Source organism: Polyangium spumosum (assembly GCF_009649845.1).
In the GTDB taxonomy this organism is placed as follows: domain Bacteria; phylum Myxococcota_A; class Polyangia; order Polyangiales; family Polyangiaceae; genus Polyangium; species Polyangium spumosum.
In genome coordinates this window covers 54,068-70,731 of sequence record NZ_WJIE01000015.1, presented here as the reverse complement: position 1 = coordinate 70,731, position 16,664 = coordinate 54,068, and the positions used below count along the sequence as shown (strand labels likewise).

Genomic DNA, 16,664 nt, shown 5'->3' with positions numbered 1-16,664 from the left:
CTACTCGCCCTCGTCCGTCGCCGCCACCGACCTCTCCGCCGCTTCGCTCGGCGCGCTCTTCCAGAATCGCGGCACCTGCGCGAAAAGCCCCGGCTTGGCCCACGCCAGCGCGCCCGTCCCTGCCAGCACCACCAGAAGCAAGACGAGCGGCACGAGCAGCCGCGCCCCCGTCTTGCGCTGAACCGGCACCAGCGGCGCGGGCGTGAGCTCCGCGGGGTCGCGCTTCGCCTGCGGCAGCCATGCGGGGCTCTTGCCTTCGGCGCGCGGGGGGATGCGGATCGCCGGGAGCACCGACGGCGCGTAAGGCGTCGGCTCGAGCCCCGCGAGCTCCTTCAAGCTCGACGCCGTCGCTCGGAACAGCGCCTCCTCGCCGCCCTCCGGCTGCGCGAACCGATGCAGCAGCTCGTCCACGCGGTCCGGCCCCGTCGGCGCGGGCGGCGCGACCACGGCGGCCTCCGCCGGGGCCTCCACGTTCGCCGCCTCGGCGACCACGGGCGCCACCGACGCCGGCGGCATTAAAATCGACGGCGCGACCGAATGCGGCGGCTCCGTCGCGGGGGGCTCGAGCGCCTCCACCATGCCCGAGAATCCCGACGGCGACAGCGCCTCGACGCCTTTCGTCACGGCGGGTGAGGGCAAGGGCGTGAGCACCTCGAATTCGAAGCTCAGGAGCTCCTCGGCCGAAGGCGGCACCTCCGAGGGCACGGCGGCCACGGCGGGCGCCGCCTCCGCGGGCAGCGGCGTGCGCGGCCGCATGCCGAGCCCGACGGGCCAGGGCAACGTCTTCTCGTGGCTCGGTCGCAGCACGTCGTCGTGCGCGCGCACCTCCGCCGCCGCGGGTGACGCGGAGGGGGGGGTTTTCGGCTCGACGGCCGCTTCCCGCGCCGAGAGCAGCGTCGACTCGGTCGGCGCCGGCATCACCGGCGACGGCGCCGGCGCGGCGGCGGGCTCCGAGGCGGGCAAGACCGCGGCTGCGGGGCTCGATCGTTCACTCTCGGGAGGCGCCTCCAGCAAGGCGAGGTCCACGCTGCAGAGGGGCGTGGCCTCGAGGGACACCGGGTCCTCGAGCGTCGGCGTCGCCTCCCGCAGCGGGCCCGAGGGCGGCGCGGTGAAGAGCCATGCGGAGTCGAGAGAAGGAATGCCCCGGATCGAAATGCGCTCCACGGAAGCGGGATCGGGAACGGTCGCGGGAGCGGAAACGGGAGCGGAGACGGGAACGGGGTCGCGAACGGTCGCGGGAGCGGAAACGGGAGCCGCAGCGGCAGCGGGAGCGGCAGCGGCAGCGGGAGCCGCCGCCGGAGCCGCCACCGGGGCCACCACCACCGGCGCCTGCACCGGAGCCGGCTCCACCACGAACCCTGCCTCCACGGCGCGTGCCGTCTCCCTCGCCAGCCTCGCCAGCGTCCTCTTCGCGGCGCCTCGGTTCAGCGGCACCAGCGCGGCCTCGATCTCTGCCGCCACCTGGGCCGGCCCTCGCTCGGCGCCTGGAGAGCGCGGCCTCGCCACGGCGTGCAGGCGCGGCGCTCCGCTGGCCGTCACCGACAACAACCTCGCGAGCAGCTCCCGCAGCCCGCGCGCGGCCTCGGCGCCCGACAGCACCTCGCCTTGTCGGTCCACGCCCACCACGCCCTCGGCCGACAGCGTCACGGCGCGCGGGTCCACCCGGATGGGCAGGTTCCCGATCGCGGCGCAGAGCGACAGCACGAGGTAGCCCGCGCTCTCCGGCACCATGGCCGCCGCGCGCGCGCCAGCGGCGCCGAGGACCTCCGACAGCGTCACGTTCGCCCGATTCACGACCCACCTCTCCTCGGATCCGCCATCCGCACCGGCACCCCACGCCCTGCCAGGTACGCCTTCGCCTCTGCCACCGTGTGCGTCCCGTCGTGGAAGATCGACGCGCACAGCGCCGCGTCCGCCCCTCCTACGACGAGCCCCTCGTACACGTGCTCGAGCGTCCCCACGCCGCCCGACGCGATCACCGGCACGCTCACCGCGTCCGCCACGGCCCGCGTCAGCCCGAGGTCGTAGCCTGCCTTCGTCCCGTCCCGGTCCATGCTCGTCAGCAGGAGCTCTCCCGCGCCGAGCGACGTGATCCGCTTCGCCCATTCGACCACGTCGAGCCCCGTCTCCCGCCGCCCGCCGTGGGTCACCACGGTCCAGCGTGCCGGCTCTTCGGCGCCGACCCGCCTCGCGTCGATCGCCACCACGATCGCCTGCGCGCCCCACCGCGCCGCCGCGCGCTCCACGAGCGCGGGCTCCCGCACGGCGGCCGTGTTGATCGCGATCTTGTCGGCGCCCGCGTCGAGCAACGCCTCGATGTCGCGCTCGCTCCCCACGCCGCCGCCCACGGTGAGCGGCACGAAGAGCTGGTCCGCCGCCGCCCGCACCATGTCGAGCAGCGTCCCGCGTTTCTCGTGGGAGGCCGTGATGTCGAGGAAGGTGATCTCGTCGGCCCCCGCCTCGTCGTAACGCCGGGCGGCCTCCACGGGGTCGCCCGCGTCCCGCAGCCCGACGAACTGGACGCCCTTGACGACGCGTCCGTCCTTCACGTCCAGGCAGGGGATGATGCGCTTGGCCAGCACACAGCGCGCTTAGCGCCGAGCGCCTCGATGGGCCAACTTCCCTCAGCCGTCCGCGGGCAAGGTGTCGTCGTCCCTGGCGTCCGTGACCGCCTTGTCTCCCGCATATCGGCGTTCTGCGCGCTCCGACGCGCGCAGCACCGGCCTCCGGATCGCCTCGATGTACTCCACCGGCGCGTCCGACAGCTCCAGGTTCGAGAGCACCTGCGACACCACGCGCAGCCACTGGCTACGCGCGGCCTGGGGCGACAGCGCGCCCTCGGGCTTCGCCGCCTCCTTTGCCAGGAGCTCCGCGCGCTTGTTCTCCAGCTCGGCGAGGCGCGCGCCGGTCGCGACCCAGGCGTCCACCACGTCCTTCAGCGTGTGCGGCGGCGCGCCGGACGGGATCTCCGCGAGGAACTCGCTCATCCAGGGCTCCTCCTCCCGCACGAGCCGCGCGACGCGGGCCGTGTTGCCCGACTCGGCCAGGAGCGGCGCGTTCACGATCGCGAGCCCCGTCGGCAAGAGCTTGCGCGAGATGTCGCGCGCCTTGGCGGCCCGCCCGAAGTCGGGCGGGTGCCCCGCCAGGTAGAGCTCGGCCCGCGCGTCGAGCGAGTGCGAGATCGCCCGGGCCAGGTGGTCGTGCCGCGCGTCCACGAGCGTCTCCTCCTCCAGGATCGCCGAGAGCGCCGTCGACGACTGCTTCGCCTGCGGCAGCGTGCTCACCGCCTCGTGCGCCTTGACCACCCTGCCGTGCAGCGCCGCGATCTCCGGGATCGCAAGGAAGATATCCTTGCGCTTCGTCGGATCGATCCAGGGAGCGATGACCGCGACCATCTCGTCGATGTTGAGGTGCTCGAGCAACGGAAACCTCCCAAGGAAAGGACGGTCCAAGATGTCGCCCCTCACTGGGGCGGCTGTCAACCTTGGAGCGCCCTCGCGGAACGCGACCCGGCCCTCGCGGAACACGAGTCGGCCCTCGCGGAATACGAGTCGGCCCTCGCGGAATGCGACCCGGCCCTTGCGGAATGCGACCCGGCCCTCGCGGAACGAGACTCGGCCCTCGCGGAATGAGACCCGGCCCTCGCGGAATGAGACCCGGCCCTCGCGGAACGCGACCCGGCCCTCGCGGAACGCGACCCGGCCCTCGCGGAACACGACTCGGCCCTCGCGGAACACGAGCCGTTCCCGTCGGGATGCGCCCTGGGGCTTCCCCTGGCGACTGGCAGCGGTAGTATCCGCGCGATGCACTGCCCCGAGTGCGGGACCAAGGCCAGTCCCGGCGCCGTCACCTGCGTGACGTGTGGCTTCGCGCTGGCTTCGCTCGACCCTGCACACAAAGCCGGCGTCGGGCGCACGATGATGGGCGTCGCGCTCTCCGATCTCGCCAAGGGCCCAAACGCGGGCGTCGCGGTCGATCCGGACGCGCCCACGCAGGTCATGCCCGGCAAGGGTGCGCAGAAGCCGCTCGCCGTCCCGCCGCCCGAGAACCGCACCCTCGTCGGCATGCCCGCCCCGAAGGCAGCGGCGCCCGCCGTCAAGCCGCCGTCGCCTGCCGAGGGCACGTTGCTCGGCGTGGCGCGGCCCGGGATCGCGCCGCTCCACGCGAGGGAGCCGGGCGCCGCGTCGGACGGCCGAGGCCGCGAGCGCGAGATGCCGCACGAGCTCGGCGCGACGATGGTGCCCGAGGTGATGCAGCGCTACCGGGGCGACAACCCGCGCCCGAGCTCACGCGACAAGCTCGCCCGCAAGCGCGTGGTGCTGCCGCCCGTGCTGCCGCGCGGCGCCGAGGTCGTGCACGAGCGCGCGCGCAAGGACCGGAAGCGCGCGCTGCCGGTGATCGTCACGGCCGGGCTGCTCGTCGTCTTCGCCATCGGCTTCACGTTGTTCTACACGAGCCCACCCCCGCTGACGGCGCGCCCGCGCGCGACGCCCGAGGGGCGCGAGGCCGTGGAGATCGAGTGCCCGAGCTGCCCCGACGGCACGAAGGTGCAGATCGGCGCGGTGAGCGCGGAGGTCGAGAAGCACACGGCGCTCGTGGCCTTGCCCGCGCCGCTCGCGCTCGGCGAAAACAGGCTCAAGGTCTCGATCGACAGGCCCGGCGGCGGGCGCGACGAGGCCGTGGGCGTGACGGTGCACGTGAATTATCGGCTACGGCCCGATCTCACGGGGCTCGCCAACGAGAAACCCTCCGTGCACGTGGCGGTGGAGGCCGTGGGCGGGACGGAGGTCACGATCGACGGCAAACCCGCGGCCGTGAAGGACGGCCCCGCGGTGCACGTGATCGACGTGGCCACCGACTGCACGGGCCCCGCGGACGAACCGGCCACGCTGAAGCGGCGCGTGCCGTACGTGGTGAAGACCGAGGGCGGGATACGCGAGGACGGCGCGGTCGAGGTCGCGGTGGGCATCGTGCCGCTGCACATCGACGCGCCCGGTCCGCGCGTGATCGTCGAGGGCGAGACGTTCGTGCTCGCCGGTCGCACGATGAAGGGCGCCGAGGTGCTCGCGGCGGGCAAGCCCATCCAGGTGTCGGCGGACGGCTCGTTCGCGCAGCGGATGAGCGTGTCGTCGGTGGGCGCGACGAACATCGAGGTGCGCGCGAAGGCGCCGGGGATGGCGCCGAGGATCGTGCCGATCGCGGTGCGGCGCGTGGAGAAGCTCGCCGCGGCGGCGCAGGAGTTCATGAAGGAGAGCCCGCTCGGCTACGCGGCGTTTGCGCCCCTCGGGGCGGAGGGCGCGGGCAAACCCGCGGTGGTGTCGGGCCAGATCGTCGAGGCGCGCACGCAGAACCACCAGGCGATCTTCCTGCTCGACGTGCCGGCGAGGGAGGGTTGTCCACGAGGGCAGGGGCCCTGCCGGGTGCGGCTCGTGCACGGCTTCCCGAACCCGGCGAAGCTGGGCGAGGTGATCACCGCGTACGGGCAGCTCGGCAAGCCGCGGAGCGCGCCGGAGAACGCCGCGGTGCCGGAGATCCTGGTGGCGTTCACGATGCCCGGAGAGCGAAGGTAGATCGCATGAAGACATCGACGCGCCTCGTGACGACGCTCGCCGTGTTCGTCGGGCTCGTGGGGGCCTCCGCGGAGGAGAGAGCCAGGGCGGAGGGCATCGACACGACGAGGCCCCACACGGTCGTCGTGGGCGCGCCACGCGGGCACGCGCCGAGCGAACGCGTGGACGCGCGGCGCACGGGGCAAAGCAAGTCGCGGCTGCCGTCGCCGCCGGTCGACAAGTGGCGAAGGCACCTCGGCGGCACGATCGAGGTGCCGCCGGTCGTGGACGAGACGGGGCGGATCTACGTGGCGCTCACGGTGCCCGAGGTCGTCGCGCTGGGGCCGGACGGGAAAGAGGTCTTCCGGACGCGGCTCGGAGGCGCGCCGGCGATCGCGCCGCCCGTGCTGACGAGCGACGGGACGCTCGTGCTCGTGACGAGCACGGGGGCGGCCGTGGGGCTCGGTCGGGACGGGCGGGTGCGGTTCGTGACGCCGCTCGGGCAACGAGGGCGGGACCTCGACGCGGCGCCGCTCGCGCGCTCGGACGGGAGCGTGGTGATCGGAGGTCGAGCGCTCGTGGAGCTCGGCCCGAACGGAGCGGTGCGGGCGCGGGCGATCCTGCCGGAGCGCGCGGTGGGGGCGCTGATCGAGGGTCCCGAGGGGACGGTGGCGACGAGCGAGTCGGGCGCGGTGTACGTGTTCCGGCCGCCGAACCCGCCGCGGAAGGTGGGCTCGTTCGGAGGGCAGCTCCGGCGCGGAGCGGCGCTCGAGGGCAAGCGGACCCTGCTCGCGGTGGTGGGCGGCCGGAGCCTCGTGGGGCTCGACCTCAAGACCGGCTTGACGCACGTGCGCGCCGGGGACGTGGGGCTCGGGACGTACGACGAGCCGGTGACGATCCACCCGCGTGGCTTCGCGATGATGACGACGTCGACGGGGCTCTTGCTCGGGGTGGACGCCGCGGGCAACGAGCGGTTGCGGATGGTGGTGGACAAGGGACCGCAGCCGCCGGATCCGGCGGTACCGGGAGCGGTGGGGATGGGGTCCTCGGCGGGCGCGGCGTTCTTCAACCCGCCGGCCGATACGAGGCCGAGCCCGGCGCTGGTCGTGGACGCGGAGGGGAAGGTGGCGTTCGCGCGGCAAGGGGGGCGGGTCGGGGTGGCGAAGCCGGACGGGAACGTGGCCCTGGCGAGCGAGAGGCTCTGCACGGCGCCGGTGGCGCTGCAGCCGGCAGGGGACGACAAGATGGTGGTGGCCTGCCGGGACGGGACGATCTGGATGCTCGGGATCTGAGCCCGGCTCGCCGTCGAGGACGGCTACGGGCCCACGAGGAAGGGCGCCTTGCCGTCGGTGACGATGACCTTCGTGTTGGGGGAGTCGGCGAGGTGCTTGAACGCCTCGATCGAGCGTAGCTTGATGATCTCGGGCGTCAGGCCGTCGGCGAGGATCTTCTGCGCCTCCTTCACGCCTTCCGCCTCGATGCGCTTGCGGTCGGCCTCGAGCTTCTCGCGCTCGATGAGGAAGCGCATCCGCTCGGCCTCCTGCTCGGCCTGGAGCTTCTGCTCGATCGCCTGGGCCAGCCCCGCGGGCAGCGCGATGCTCTTCATGAGCACCGCCTCGATCACGAACCCGCGCTTGCCGAGCAGCTCCGACATCTTCGTGGCGATCTCCTTCTCGATGGTGGAGCGCTCGGCGCTGTACATGTCCTTGGCGAAGAAGCGCGCGCTCACGTCCGCCGCCGAGGAGCGGAACACCGAGGCGATGATCGACTCCTCGTAGTCCTCGCCGATCTTGCCGAGCACGTCCGCCGCGCGCTCGGGCAGGATCCGGTAGAGGATGGCCATGCGTGTATTGATGTTGAGCCCCTCCTTGGAGGGGAGGACGAAGTCCACCGTCACCGTCGTCGTGCGCACGGGGACCCGCACGATATCCGTCGAGACCGTCTCGTAGAACACGAGGCCCGGCCCGACGGGTGTTGGATCGAGCCTTCCCCAGACGCGGCGAACCCCCACCTCGCCCTGGGTGACGACCGTGCACGCCGACGTCTGGAGGAGAAAGAGAGCGAGACAGAGCTTGCGCACGACAGAGCCTCCTCGAAAGCGAGCCCGGGCCCCGTGCGGGCAGGGCAGGTCAAAGGGAATCCTCAACCCGTCATGTCGATCGTTTGGAGTCAACAGGATTCATGGCCGGCACGCCCGGTGCGCCGCGCGGCCCCTTCAGGCGAGCGGGATGCGGCAGACGAAACGCGCGCCGCCGCCCGCGGCGGGCTCGAGCGAGAGGGCGCCGCCATGGCGCCGCGCGATGTCGCCCGATATCGAGAGGCCGAGGCCCGTGCCCTGGCCGCGCGGCTTCGTGGTGAAGAAGGGCTCGAAGACGCGGGGCGCGAGGTCGTCGGGGACGCCGGGGCCATTGTCGCTGACGGCGACGAGCGCGGCGCCGCCGTCGCGCCGGGCCTCGATGAGGATACGAGGGGCGGGTTTGTCGGGGCGGGTGTCGCTCTCGAGGGCCTGGATGGCGTTGACCAGGAGGTTCATGCAGACCTGGCTCATCTCGCCCGAGCGGCAGAGGACCTCGGGGACGTCGCCATAACGTTTCTCGACCTCGATGCCGGCGTCCCGCAGGCGGCGGCCGAGCAGGACGAGGGTCTCCTCGATGCCGGCCACGAGGTCCGTGGGCACGGCCTCGCCGGAGGAGCGCGAAAAACTCTTGAGATTGCCGACGATCCGGACGGCGCGATCACTCGCGCGGCGGAGCAGGTGCGAGATGCCGACGAGGTCTTCGAGCGCGGCGTCGACGTCGAGGTCCCGCATGGTCTGCTCGAGCTCTCGCTGGCGCGCCGGGGAGAGCTCGGGCATGGCCGCGCGGAAGGCGGCGAGGGTCTGGCCGAGCTCGGCGGAGAGGCGCTCGAGCGGGGCGGCCGCGCCCGCGATGGCCGTGAGGGGGTTGTAGATCTCGTGCGCCACGCCGGCGAAGAGCTCGCCGATCGAGGCGAGGCGCTCGCCCTGGACGAGGGCGGCCTGCGCGCGCCGGAGCTCGTCGAGGGTGCGCGTGAGCTCGGCCGTACGCGCGGCGACGTTTTCTTCGAGGCCGGCGCGCTCGCGTTCGAGCTCGGCGATGGTGCCTGCGAGGCGGACGCGCATGCGCTCGATGCTCTCGCCGAGCCCGACGACCTCGACGGGGCCGGTGACGGGCGGCGCAGCGGCGTCGAGGGCGCCGCCGGCGACGAGATCGGCCGCGCCGGCGAGGACGGAGAGGGGCCGGCTGAGTTCACGCGCGGCGCGGGCCACGACGCCGAGGGCGGCGAACATCATGGTGGCGAACGCGGCGACGAGGGCGGCGATGGCGTCGACGTCCTGGCGGAGGTCGCTGCCGACGGAGAGGGCGCGGTAGAGGCCAATGGAGGAGAAGAGCGAGAGGGTGGTGGTGAAGAGCAAAGGGAGGCCAAAATCGCGGAGCATGCGGCGGCGCAGGGTGATCCGCTCGGCGAGCTGGGTGGCGCCGGAGCCGGTCCAGGCGCGCAGGCGCTCGAGCACGGGCGCGACGGTGTCGTTGTCCCAGGCGCGTTGATAAAAGGAGACGCCGAACGCGAAGAGAAGGCCGAGGCAAATCTGCATGAAGGCGTCGGCGAGGGACCAGGCGGCGCGGCCGGGCCGGGCATACAGGACGCCAATCGTGATGAAGGCCGACCAGACGGCGAAATTGAGGTAGGAGAGGGTGCTCGGCAGCGCCTCGGCCTGGGTGATGGCGCGCTCGTGGACGGCCCGAGCGCCGGTGGGGCCTGCGGCGAGGGCGCGGGCGACGTGGCGCGTGGCCGGGCGGATGGCGAGGGTGAAGCCGATGGTGCCGACGAGGGCGAGGGCGGGGACGAGCTCGAGCCAGGCCTTGAAGAGGACGGGGCTCTGCGTGCGGAGGAAGGCGACGCAGAAGAGCATGAGGGTATGGCCCCCGAAGATGCCGGCGACCATGGCGGACTCGGCGAGTTTGTCGCGGAGGTCGCCGATGTGGATGGGGGTGGCGGAGAGGGCCTCGCCGGGGGTCAGGCGGCGGTAGAGATAGCGGCGGATGCCGCCGGCCATGAGGCCAAAGCCGGCGGCGGCGAAGAGGACGCGGGAGCCGATGTGCGGGACGAGGGGGCTGACCGCGAGGGGCCAGGAGAGGGTGCGGACGAGGGCGGCGACGAAGAGGCCACGAGGCCCGCGGCGAACGAGGGCAGGGCCGGCGAGGGCAGAGAGGGAGAGGGAGACGACGCCGATGGTGAGGGCGAGGGGCAGGGCGGCGGAGAGGGCGTCGGGGACGACGGTCCAGATGAAGAGGACCGAGGAGAAGGCTTCCCAGGCGGCGGCGAGCAGCTCGGCCTGGAGGTGGCTCGGGGCCTTCGGCGTGTGCAGGGAGGACGGCGGGAGGGAGGACGGGGGAGCCATGGGGCGCAGCCCGATGGTACGAGTTTTTCGGCGCGGCGGAGTTGCGCTCGCAGGCGAATCCAGGGCATAGCTCTTTCAACGATGGGGGCTACGCTCGGACGAGCCGAGCTACGCCCCCAAACCCCCCAGCAGGATGCGCGGCTACCTTCTCGCCCCTGTCGTGCTCGCGCTCGGATGTGGTCCGGCGGAGCCCGCGCTCGCGCCCGCGCCGCCGCCGAAGGCGCCCCCGGTCGTCGCGGCGTCCGCTGCTGCTGCGCCCGCGCCCGCTGCTGCGTCCGTTGCTGCTGTCGCTCCCGCTGCCGCTCCCGATCCCATTGCGGAGCCCGCGCCGCCTCCCGGCCCGCGGCTTCATGCCGTCGAGGGCATTCCCTGGATCTACCCCACGCCCGAGAAGAAGGGCGAGCGATACCTCGGATACATCCGGGTCGGCGAGTCGGTCGCTTTGCGCAGCCCCGAGCCCGTCCGCGGCGCCGGCTGCGCGCGGGGGTTCTGGGCGATCGAGCCGCGCGGGTACGTCTGCAACGACACGCTCGTCGCGCGCGAGAACCCGCAAGACGCCCGGCCCGCGTTCGACGCGACGTTGCCCGTCCCCGGGCCATTCCCCTACAAATACGCCATCTCGAATGGCGCGCCCATGTACAACCGCGTGCCGACCCCGGGCGAGCAGGCGCGCGTCGAGCGGTTCCTCGGCCCCGCCGGCAAGTTCGAGCCGCTGTCGAAGTTCCTCGCCGCCCACGAGGACCTCGCCGTCCCCGAGCCCATCACGCCCACCGATCCATTACCCGCTTTCCTCGAAGGCGGCAAAATGGTGCGTCCCGGTCGGTTCGATCTCGTGCGGCAAAACATCCCGCGTGGATCCATGCTCTCGTACACGAAGGCGTTCGCCGCCGAGGGGCGCACGTGGCTGCTCTCGGTGGACCTCACGGTCGTGCCCGCCGATCGGGTGCGCCCGTTCCGCCCGAGCGCGTTCCAGGGCGTCCGCCTCGGCGAGGACGTCACGTTGCCCCTCGCCTGGTTCCGCAAGGCGCCGCGCGCGAAATGGCGCCGGCTCGAGAGCGGCGCGATGGAGCGCACCGGGACGTTTTTCCCGGCGCGCTCGCGGGCCATGTTGACGGGCAGCGCCGCCGAGGTCGCGGGGACCAGGTTCCTCGAGACGAAGGACCACGAGGGCGGGCAGGTGGTCTGGGTGGAGGAATCCGGCGCGACCGTCGTCGAGCCGCGGCAGAAGCGGCCGTTCGGCGTGCGGGAAGGGATGAAGTGGGTCCACGTGCGGATCACGCAGGGCACGCTCGTCGCATACGAGGACATGAAGCCCGTGTATACGACGCTGATCTCGCCGGGATCCGGCGGCGTGCCGGTGAAGGGCATCGACAACGTGAAGGCGAGCACGACGCCGACCGGGACGTATTACGTGACGTTCAAGGACAAGGCCGCGACGATGTCGCCCGAAAAAGGCGAGGACCGCTCGTTCTGGATCGCGGACGTCCCCCACACGCAGTATTTCCACCCGCCCTTCGCGCTGCACGCGGCCTACTGGCACGAGCGCTTCGGCGAGCCGACGAGCGCCGGCTGCGTGAACCTCTCGCCGATCGACGCCGAGGCCCTGTTCCATTGGAGTGATCCGCCCGTGCCTCCCGGCTGGCAGGGCGCCGCGGGCGCGGGCGCGCCGGAGAATGGGCCGACGACGGCGGTGGTGGTTTCGCGGTAGAATCGTCGCCGCGCGCCTTGCGTGCGCTTGCTCCGATGGCCATCGTGGAGCCCCATGCGAACCGAGATCCGACGCAGCACCTGGGTCAAGCCCCTCCTCTCCGTGTTCGGCGGGACGGCCGAGCGCTCGTACGTCGACATCGAAGGCGACGAGATCCACATCCGCTTCGGCTGGCTCTTCGACGAGCGGATCCCGCTCTCGCGGGTCACCTCGGTCGAGCGCGCGCGCTGGCCGCTGCTCGGCGGCCTCGGCTGGCGGACCAATTTCGTGGATACCGTCGCGGTGGTCGGGTCGTACGACGACGTCGTGAAGATCCGGCTCTCGCCGTCCCTGCCCCTGCGGGTGCTGCTCCGGGTCCCGGCCGAGACGGTGTACGTCTCGGTCCAGGATCCGGACGCGTTCGTGGCCGAGGTCCGGCGCAAGATCGCCTCGCGGGCGTCCTGATCAACGGCCGCGCGGCACGTCCTCGAACGGGACACACCGAAACATCTCGACGGCGACGGTCCCCTCGCCCGGCCTCCGTTCGATCGCCGTCGCCACGCGGTGCCGGCCGCCGAGCGAGGCGAGCGAAAATTGCCAGCGCGCGGGGTCGTCCCGGAGCTCGGGCTCGAAGGAGATTCGAATCGGGCCGTCCTCGTCGAGGTGATACGAGAAATGATCGAGCGGGATGGCGAGGCCCATGCCGCGGGCCTTGATGTAGGCCTCCTTCAGCGTCCAGTAATCGAAGAATCGATCCCGCTGCCGATGCGCGGGCCTCCGGCGAAGCGAGGCGGACTCGAAGGGGGAGAAGAAGCGGTCGGCGATGCTCACGGTCTCGCCGCGCCGATGCGTGTCCTCGACGTCGAGGCCGACCTCGCGGTCCTTCGCGACGAGGCACGCGACGAGGCCGCGCGTGTTCGAGAGGTTGAAGCGCAGCCTCGGCGCGCCCGCGGGGCCTGCGATCTCCGGGCGGCCGTGGCCGTTTCGCACGAAGACCCACTCGCGCGGGAGGACGGGCGCGTAGGCGCTGAGCACGCTGCGGACGAGCGCGCGCGTGACGAGATATTCGCGCCGGCCCTCGGCGAACCGAAAACGCGCCTGCTGCGTGGCCTCCTCGGGCGACATGACGGAATGGTAGGCCGCGAGCAGGTACCAGTCGTCGATCGCGTCGGGATCGACGTACCAGAGGTGCGCGGCGCCCGGCGGCAGGGAGAGCAGGCTCAAGGTACAGCCTCCGGCGCCGGGAGGATCTGCTTCACGTAGGCGTCGATTGGGCGGCCGTCCCGCCGCTCGCGTGGATAACCGAACGAGACCTCCTCGAAGCGGACGCCGTCGACGTGCACCGTCCTCCGGACGTGCAAATGCCCTTGCACGACCACGCGCGCGTCGAAGCGGAGGTGCCAATCCGTGGTTTTGCGCGTCCCGCACCAGGGGGAAAAACGCGGCACGCGCGGCAGGAAGACGAGGTCCTGGCGCAGCGGGAAATGATTGATGAGCACCTTCGGCAGGCCGGGCGCGGCTTCACGGAGGCGCGCCTCGGTCTCGGCGACCCGCGCGTGGCACCACGCCTCTCGGCTCGGGAAGGGCGCGGGATCGAGCAGGAACTCGTCCGCCGCGGCGATGCCGTGCTCGGCGGCCCAGGCGACGGCCTCGTGCGCGGGCACGTCGTCGGGCCGGAACGTGTAATCGTAGAGCAGGAACATGGGCACGACGAGGTGAGGCCCTCCCTCGCCCTCCCAGACCGGATAAGGATCCTCGGGCGTGAGCACGCCGCGCTCGCGGCAGAGCTCCACGTACCGCGCATATCGAGCGGCGCCGCGCGGCTCGCCGGGCGGCGCGTGGGGATCGACGTAGAGCTCGTGGTTGCCCGGCACCCACACGAGCCTCCGGAACCGCGGCGCCAGCGTGTCCAGCACGAATGTCACGTGCTCGAACGTCTCGCCGAGATCCCCGCCGAGGACGAGCCAATCGTCGGGCCTCGCGCCGAGGGACGCGACGGCCGATCGATTGTCGGGAAAACCCACGTGGAGATCGCTGATGGCGAGGAGCTTCATGCGCGTTCGTGGTCGAGGGCGAGCACTCTACACGCGCCCGCGCCGCGCGTCCGCACGAAAAATCCGCTCGCCCCCGGCGTGGACCGGGCGCACATTGCATGGACGATGGGCCGCTCGATCCACCACGTACAGCCCCTCTCTGTTGTCCTCGCCGTCGCTGCCCTCGCCGGTTGTGGCGACGATCCCCGCCCCGTCGTGACGTTGCCCCCGCCGGGGACGCGCGAGGAGCTCGCGGACGAAGCCGCGCTCGCGGCGCTCGCGGATTTCCGGGCGCTCCCCGTCTTCGGCGAGGGCCGATATCTCCAGACGGGGAGCCAGGATCGCCTGAGCGGCGCGCCGGCGCCCGTCGATTTCGTGGCGCGCGGAAATCGCGACATGAACCATTTCGTCTGCCCTGGGCAGGAGGCCTCGGTCAGCGACAACCAGCTCATTCGGCCGATCTACGACGAGCCCATGTGCCCCGAGGCGTACGTGAAGGGCGTGGTGCTCGCGCGGTTCTCCGGATCGGGTCACCTCGCGCGGCTCTGGTTGACGGCGAGCTCGCTCCGCGACGGGCTCGTGGCCAACGACGAGGTGCTCCGGATCTGGGTCGACGACGCGCCGAGCCCCGTCGTCGAGGAGCCGCTCGCGGCGGTGATCGACGGATCGGCGGGCGAGATGTTCGCGCCGCCCTTCGGGGACGGGCCGGGCAACCACCTCGCGTGGTATTATCCGGTGGTCTTCGCCAAGAAAATCGTGATCGCCCTCGATGGGCTGGGGCCGCTGGAATATTATTACCACCAGGCCAGCGCCGTGCTCTCGCCGGAGCCCGCGCCGCGGAAGGCCGCTCCGGCGCGACTCCCCGCGCGTGACCAGGCGATCGCGGCGCTCTCGTCCGCGGCGGAGGGCGTGATCCCGGGCGAGCCGCTCGTCCAGCCGGCGCCCGTGAATGTCATGCCTGGACAAACTGTCACGCTCGCCGACCTTTCGGGGCCCGCCACGATTCACGCATTCTCCGTCGAGCTCCCCGAGGCGCAGCTCGCCGCGCTCCGCGACGTCACGCTCTCCGTCACCTGGGACGACGACGTTGCGCCCGCCATCCTGCTGCCTTTCTCGGATCTCTTCGCGGCGACGCTCGATCCGCCGGAGAACACGAGCCTCGCCCTCGCCGGGGCGCGGGAGGGGGGGCACGTGCGCCTTTTGTTGCGGCTCCCGATGCCGTTCACGAAGAAGGTGGTCTTTTCGGCGACGAGCGCGGCGGCCTCGCCGGTCGATTTCACGCTCTCGATCCGCGGCGAGGAGGCCCTCCCGAGCGAGCCGTTCGGCCGCCTCCACGCCGTCCGCAGCGAGACCGTGGCGCCCGCCCCGGGCCCCGAGCATCCGCTCGCGAGCGTCACGGGCCGCGGCCGCTGGGCCGGGACGTGCCTCATGCTGGAGGGCCACGGGATCGGCGACGGCAGCCTCTTCGACGAGCCGCTCAATTTCCTCGAAGGCGACGAGCGGGCCGTGCTCGACGGCGTGACCTCCGTCGTCGGGACGGGCACCGAGGATTACCTGAACGGCGCCTTCTACTTCGAATCCGGCCCACACGCCTCGCCGTTCGCGCAATGGTGGGCCGCCGTGGTCGCGCCGCCCTCGGCCCGCGCGAGCGCGTGCCGGTGGCACCTGCTCACGGATCGTATCGATTTCCAGGAGAGCGCGGAGATCACGCTGGAGATCGGGCCGGGCCTGCCCGAGACGCTCGATCGCTATCGGAGCGTGACGTTCCTCTATCGCTGAGCCGGCCGGATCAGGGGCGCACGAACAGGGGATCCTCGAGGGCCTCGGACGTGCAATCGCGGGGCGCGGTGAACGGGTTGCAGCGCGCGGGCGTGCCGTCCTCGATGTGCAGGTGATAGGTGGATCCCTCCACCGGCGCGGGATAATCGGTCGTGATGAAATGGGCGGGGCCGGCGAGCGCGGCGTCGCGCAGGGTCGTATCGCCGGCGAGCGCCGCTGCGAGGTCGATCTCGGCGCGCGTGCGGACCAGCATGTTCGCCGCCGCGGCCTCCTCGATGAGCGCGCGTGTCACCGTGGGATCGTCGTATTGCGTCCAGGCCGCGTGTGGATCGGTGGGGACGGTCCGGGTGAAGGCGAGCCGGCCTTCGAGGCTCGTCCCGTCGCGCGAGTAGGCCCTCTCGAACCCGTCGTTCAGGTTGTACAACATGAAGATCACGCGACCTCGCAGCGCGCCGAGCGTGGGCCACCCCTCGGCCCTCACGGCCTCGCCGAGCGTCGTGTAGCCGCCTCGCACCTCGTCGGGCGTGACGACGCGCGCGGCCGGAAAGACGCCCAGGATCGCCTCGTGGAGCTCGCCGAGGTAGGCCTCGACGGCGCCGGGCCCGGGCGCGAGGTCCTTGAGATCGAGCATGATCGAGATCGGCAGGTGCGCGGGACGCGCGTCCGACCAGCGCTTGATCACGCCGAGGCACGCGCCGAGCGTCGGGCACGTGCTCCCCTCGTCGAGGAGGGGGACGTGCGCGACCTCGAATTCGCCCGTGCCCTCGTCGTGGCGCACATCGAGCTCGAATTTCCGGACACCCTGCTTCGAGAGCTGCACGTCGAGCGGCGCGTGATCGACGGCGTACGCGGGCCCCGAGAGATCGGGGTTCGCCAGGTGGAAGCTGTTGTGGGTGGCCTTCGTCTGCACGTGGTGGAGGCGCAGGACGTCGTCGAGCGGATACGAAAACGAGGGTCTTACCTCGAGGCTGCCCGCGGAGGTCTCGTCGCCGCACCCGGCCAGCGAGGCCAGCGCGAGGATCCAAACGCAGGACGAAAGGCGAGAATGCATGATTCGAGCATGAAAACGCGTCTTTCGGGGTCGGTCAAGGCCGGGAGAATCGGACGTCGTGGGGGGATCACCCGAGCACGGCGGAGACATGCCGTCCGGTCGAGCAAGAGCGTTGCCGAAGCTCGGATCGCCCGATCGGCGGGCT

The 16,664-nt window shown here is 72.0% G+C and carries 13 protein-coding genes; 5 read left to right on the top strand and 8 right to left on the bottom strand.

Annotated features, from left to right (window positions below):
• From GF068_RS34965 to GF068_RS34955, 3 genes are read right to left on the bottom strand one after another with little or no spacing between them, the layout of a single operon-like run.
• On the bottom strand, window positions 1-1,794 hold the full coding sequence (locus GF068_RS34965; RefSeq protein WP_153823871.1) for a hypothetical protein: 1,794 nt from the start codon (window positions 1,792-1,794) through the stop codon (window positions 1-3).
• Window positions 1,791-2,582 (bottom strand): imidazole glycerol phosphate synthase subunit HisF, encoded by a 792-nt coding sequence (gene hisF, locus GF068_RS34960; protein WP_338046697.1) that lies wholly within the window; start codon window positions 2,580-2,582, stop codon window positions 1,791-1,793. Before hisF ends, GF068_RS34965 begins: the two co-directional genes overlap by 4 nt.
• A 42-nt stretch (window positions 2,583-2,624) precedes the next feature.
• Entirely contained in the window at window positions 2,625-3,422 is a 798-nt protein-coding gene (locus tag GF068_RS34955; protein ID WP_153823870.1) for a hypothetical protein, read from the bottom strand.
• 381 nt (window positions 3,423-3,803) lie between these two features.
• Here GF068_RS34955 and GF068_RS34950 point away from each other — a divergent pair, with 381 nt between their 5' ends.
• Together GF068_RS34950 and GF068_RS34945 are read left to right on the top strand one after the other, a co-directional pair.
• A complete protein-coding gene (locus GF068_RS34950; protein WP_153823869.1) occupies window positions 3,804-5,570 on the top strand; it encodes a zinc ribbon domain-containing protein in 1,767 nt (588 codons plus the stop codon).
• A gap of 5 nt (window positions 5,571-5,575) precedes the next feature.
• Entirely contained in the window at window positions 5,576-6,841 is a 1,266-nt protein-coding gene (locus GF068_RS34945; RefSeq protein WP_153823868.1) for a PQQ-binding-like beta-propeller repeat protein, read from the top strand.
• 23 nt (window positions 6,842-6,864) lie between these two features.
• On the opposite strand, the gene GF068_RS34940 is transcribed toward GF068_RS34945, so the two are convergent.
• Together GF068_RS34940 and GF068_RS34935 are read right to left on the bottom strand one after the other, a co-directional pair.
• On the bottom strand, window positions 6,865-7,629 hold the full coding sequence (locus tag GF068_RS34940) for a prohibitin family protein (RefSeq protein ID WP_338046696.1): 765 nt from the start codon (window positions 7,627-7,629) through the stop codon (window positions 6,865-6,867).
• 135 nt (window positions 7,630-7,764) lie between these two features.
• Window positions 7,765-9,969 carry a sensor histidine kinase gene (locus GF068_RS34935; RefSeq protein ID WP_153823867.1) on the bottom strand — a complete coding sequence of 735 codons (2,205 nt, stop codon included), beginning with the start codon at window positions 9,967-9,969 and terminating at the stop codon, window positions 7,765-7,767.
• A gap of 133 nt (window positions 9,970-10,102) precedes the next feature.
• Between GF068_RS34935 and GF068_RS34930 the strand changes: the two genes are divergently transcribed.
• Window positions 10,103-11,677, top strand: a complete 1,575-nt coding sequence (locus tag GF068_RS34930; protein WP_153823866.1) for a L,D-transpeptidase — start codon at window positions 10,103-10,105, stop codon at window positions 11,675-11,677.
• Window positions 11,678-11,731: 54 nt separating this feature from the next.
• Window positions 11,732-12,121, top strand: a complete 390-nt coding sequence (locus GF068_RS34925) for a PH domain-containing protein (protein ID WP_153823865.1) — start codon at window positions 11,732-11,734, stop codon at window positions 12,119-12,121.
• On the opposite strand, the gene GF068_RS34920 is transcribed toward GF068_RS34925, so the two are convergent.
• Together GF068_RS34920 and GF068_RS34915 are read right to left on the bottom strand one after the other, a co-directional pair.
• Window positions 12,122-12,880, bottom strand: a complete 759-nt coding sequence (locus GF068_RS34920; RefSeq protein WP_240807869.1) for a 4'-phosphopantetheinyl transferase family protein — start codon at window positions 12,878-12,880, stop codon at window positions 12,122-12,124.
• Entirely contained in the window at window positions 12,877-13,710 is an 834-nt protein-coding gene (locus GF068_RS34915) for a metallophosphoesterase family protein (RefSeq protein ID WP_153823864.1), read from the bottom strand. Before GF068_RS34915 ends, GF068_RS34920 begins: the two co-directional genes overlap by 4 nt.
• A gap of 105 nt (window positions 13,711-13,815) precedes the next feature.
• On the opposite strand from GF068_RS34915, the gene GF068_RS34910 reads away from it, so the two are divergent.
• Window positions 13,816-15,468 carry a DUF2961 domain-containing protein gene (locus GF068_RS34910; protein ID WP_153823863.1) on the top strand — a complete coding sequence of 551 codons (1,653 nt, stop codon included), beginning with the start codon at window positions 13,816-13,818 and terminating at the stop codon, window positions 15,466-15,468.
• Window positions 15,469-15,478: 10 nt separating this feature from the next.
• Here GF068_RS34910 and GF068_RS34905 read toward each other — a convergent pair whose 3' ends face one another.
• Window positions 15,479-16,519: a Ca2+-dependent phosphoinositide-specific phospholipase C gene (locus tag GF068_RS34905; RefSeq protein WP_170319857.1), complete on the bottom strand. Its 1,041-nt coding sequence runs from the start codon at window positions 16,517-16,519 to the stop codon at window positions 15,479-15,481.
• Window positions 16,520-16,664 lie beyond the last annotated feature (145 nt).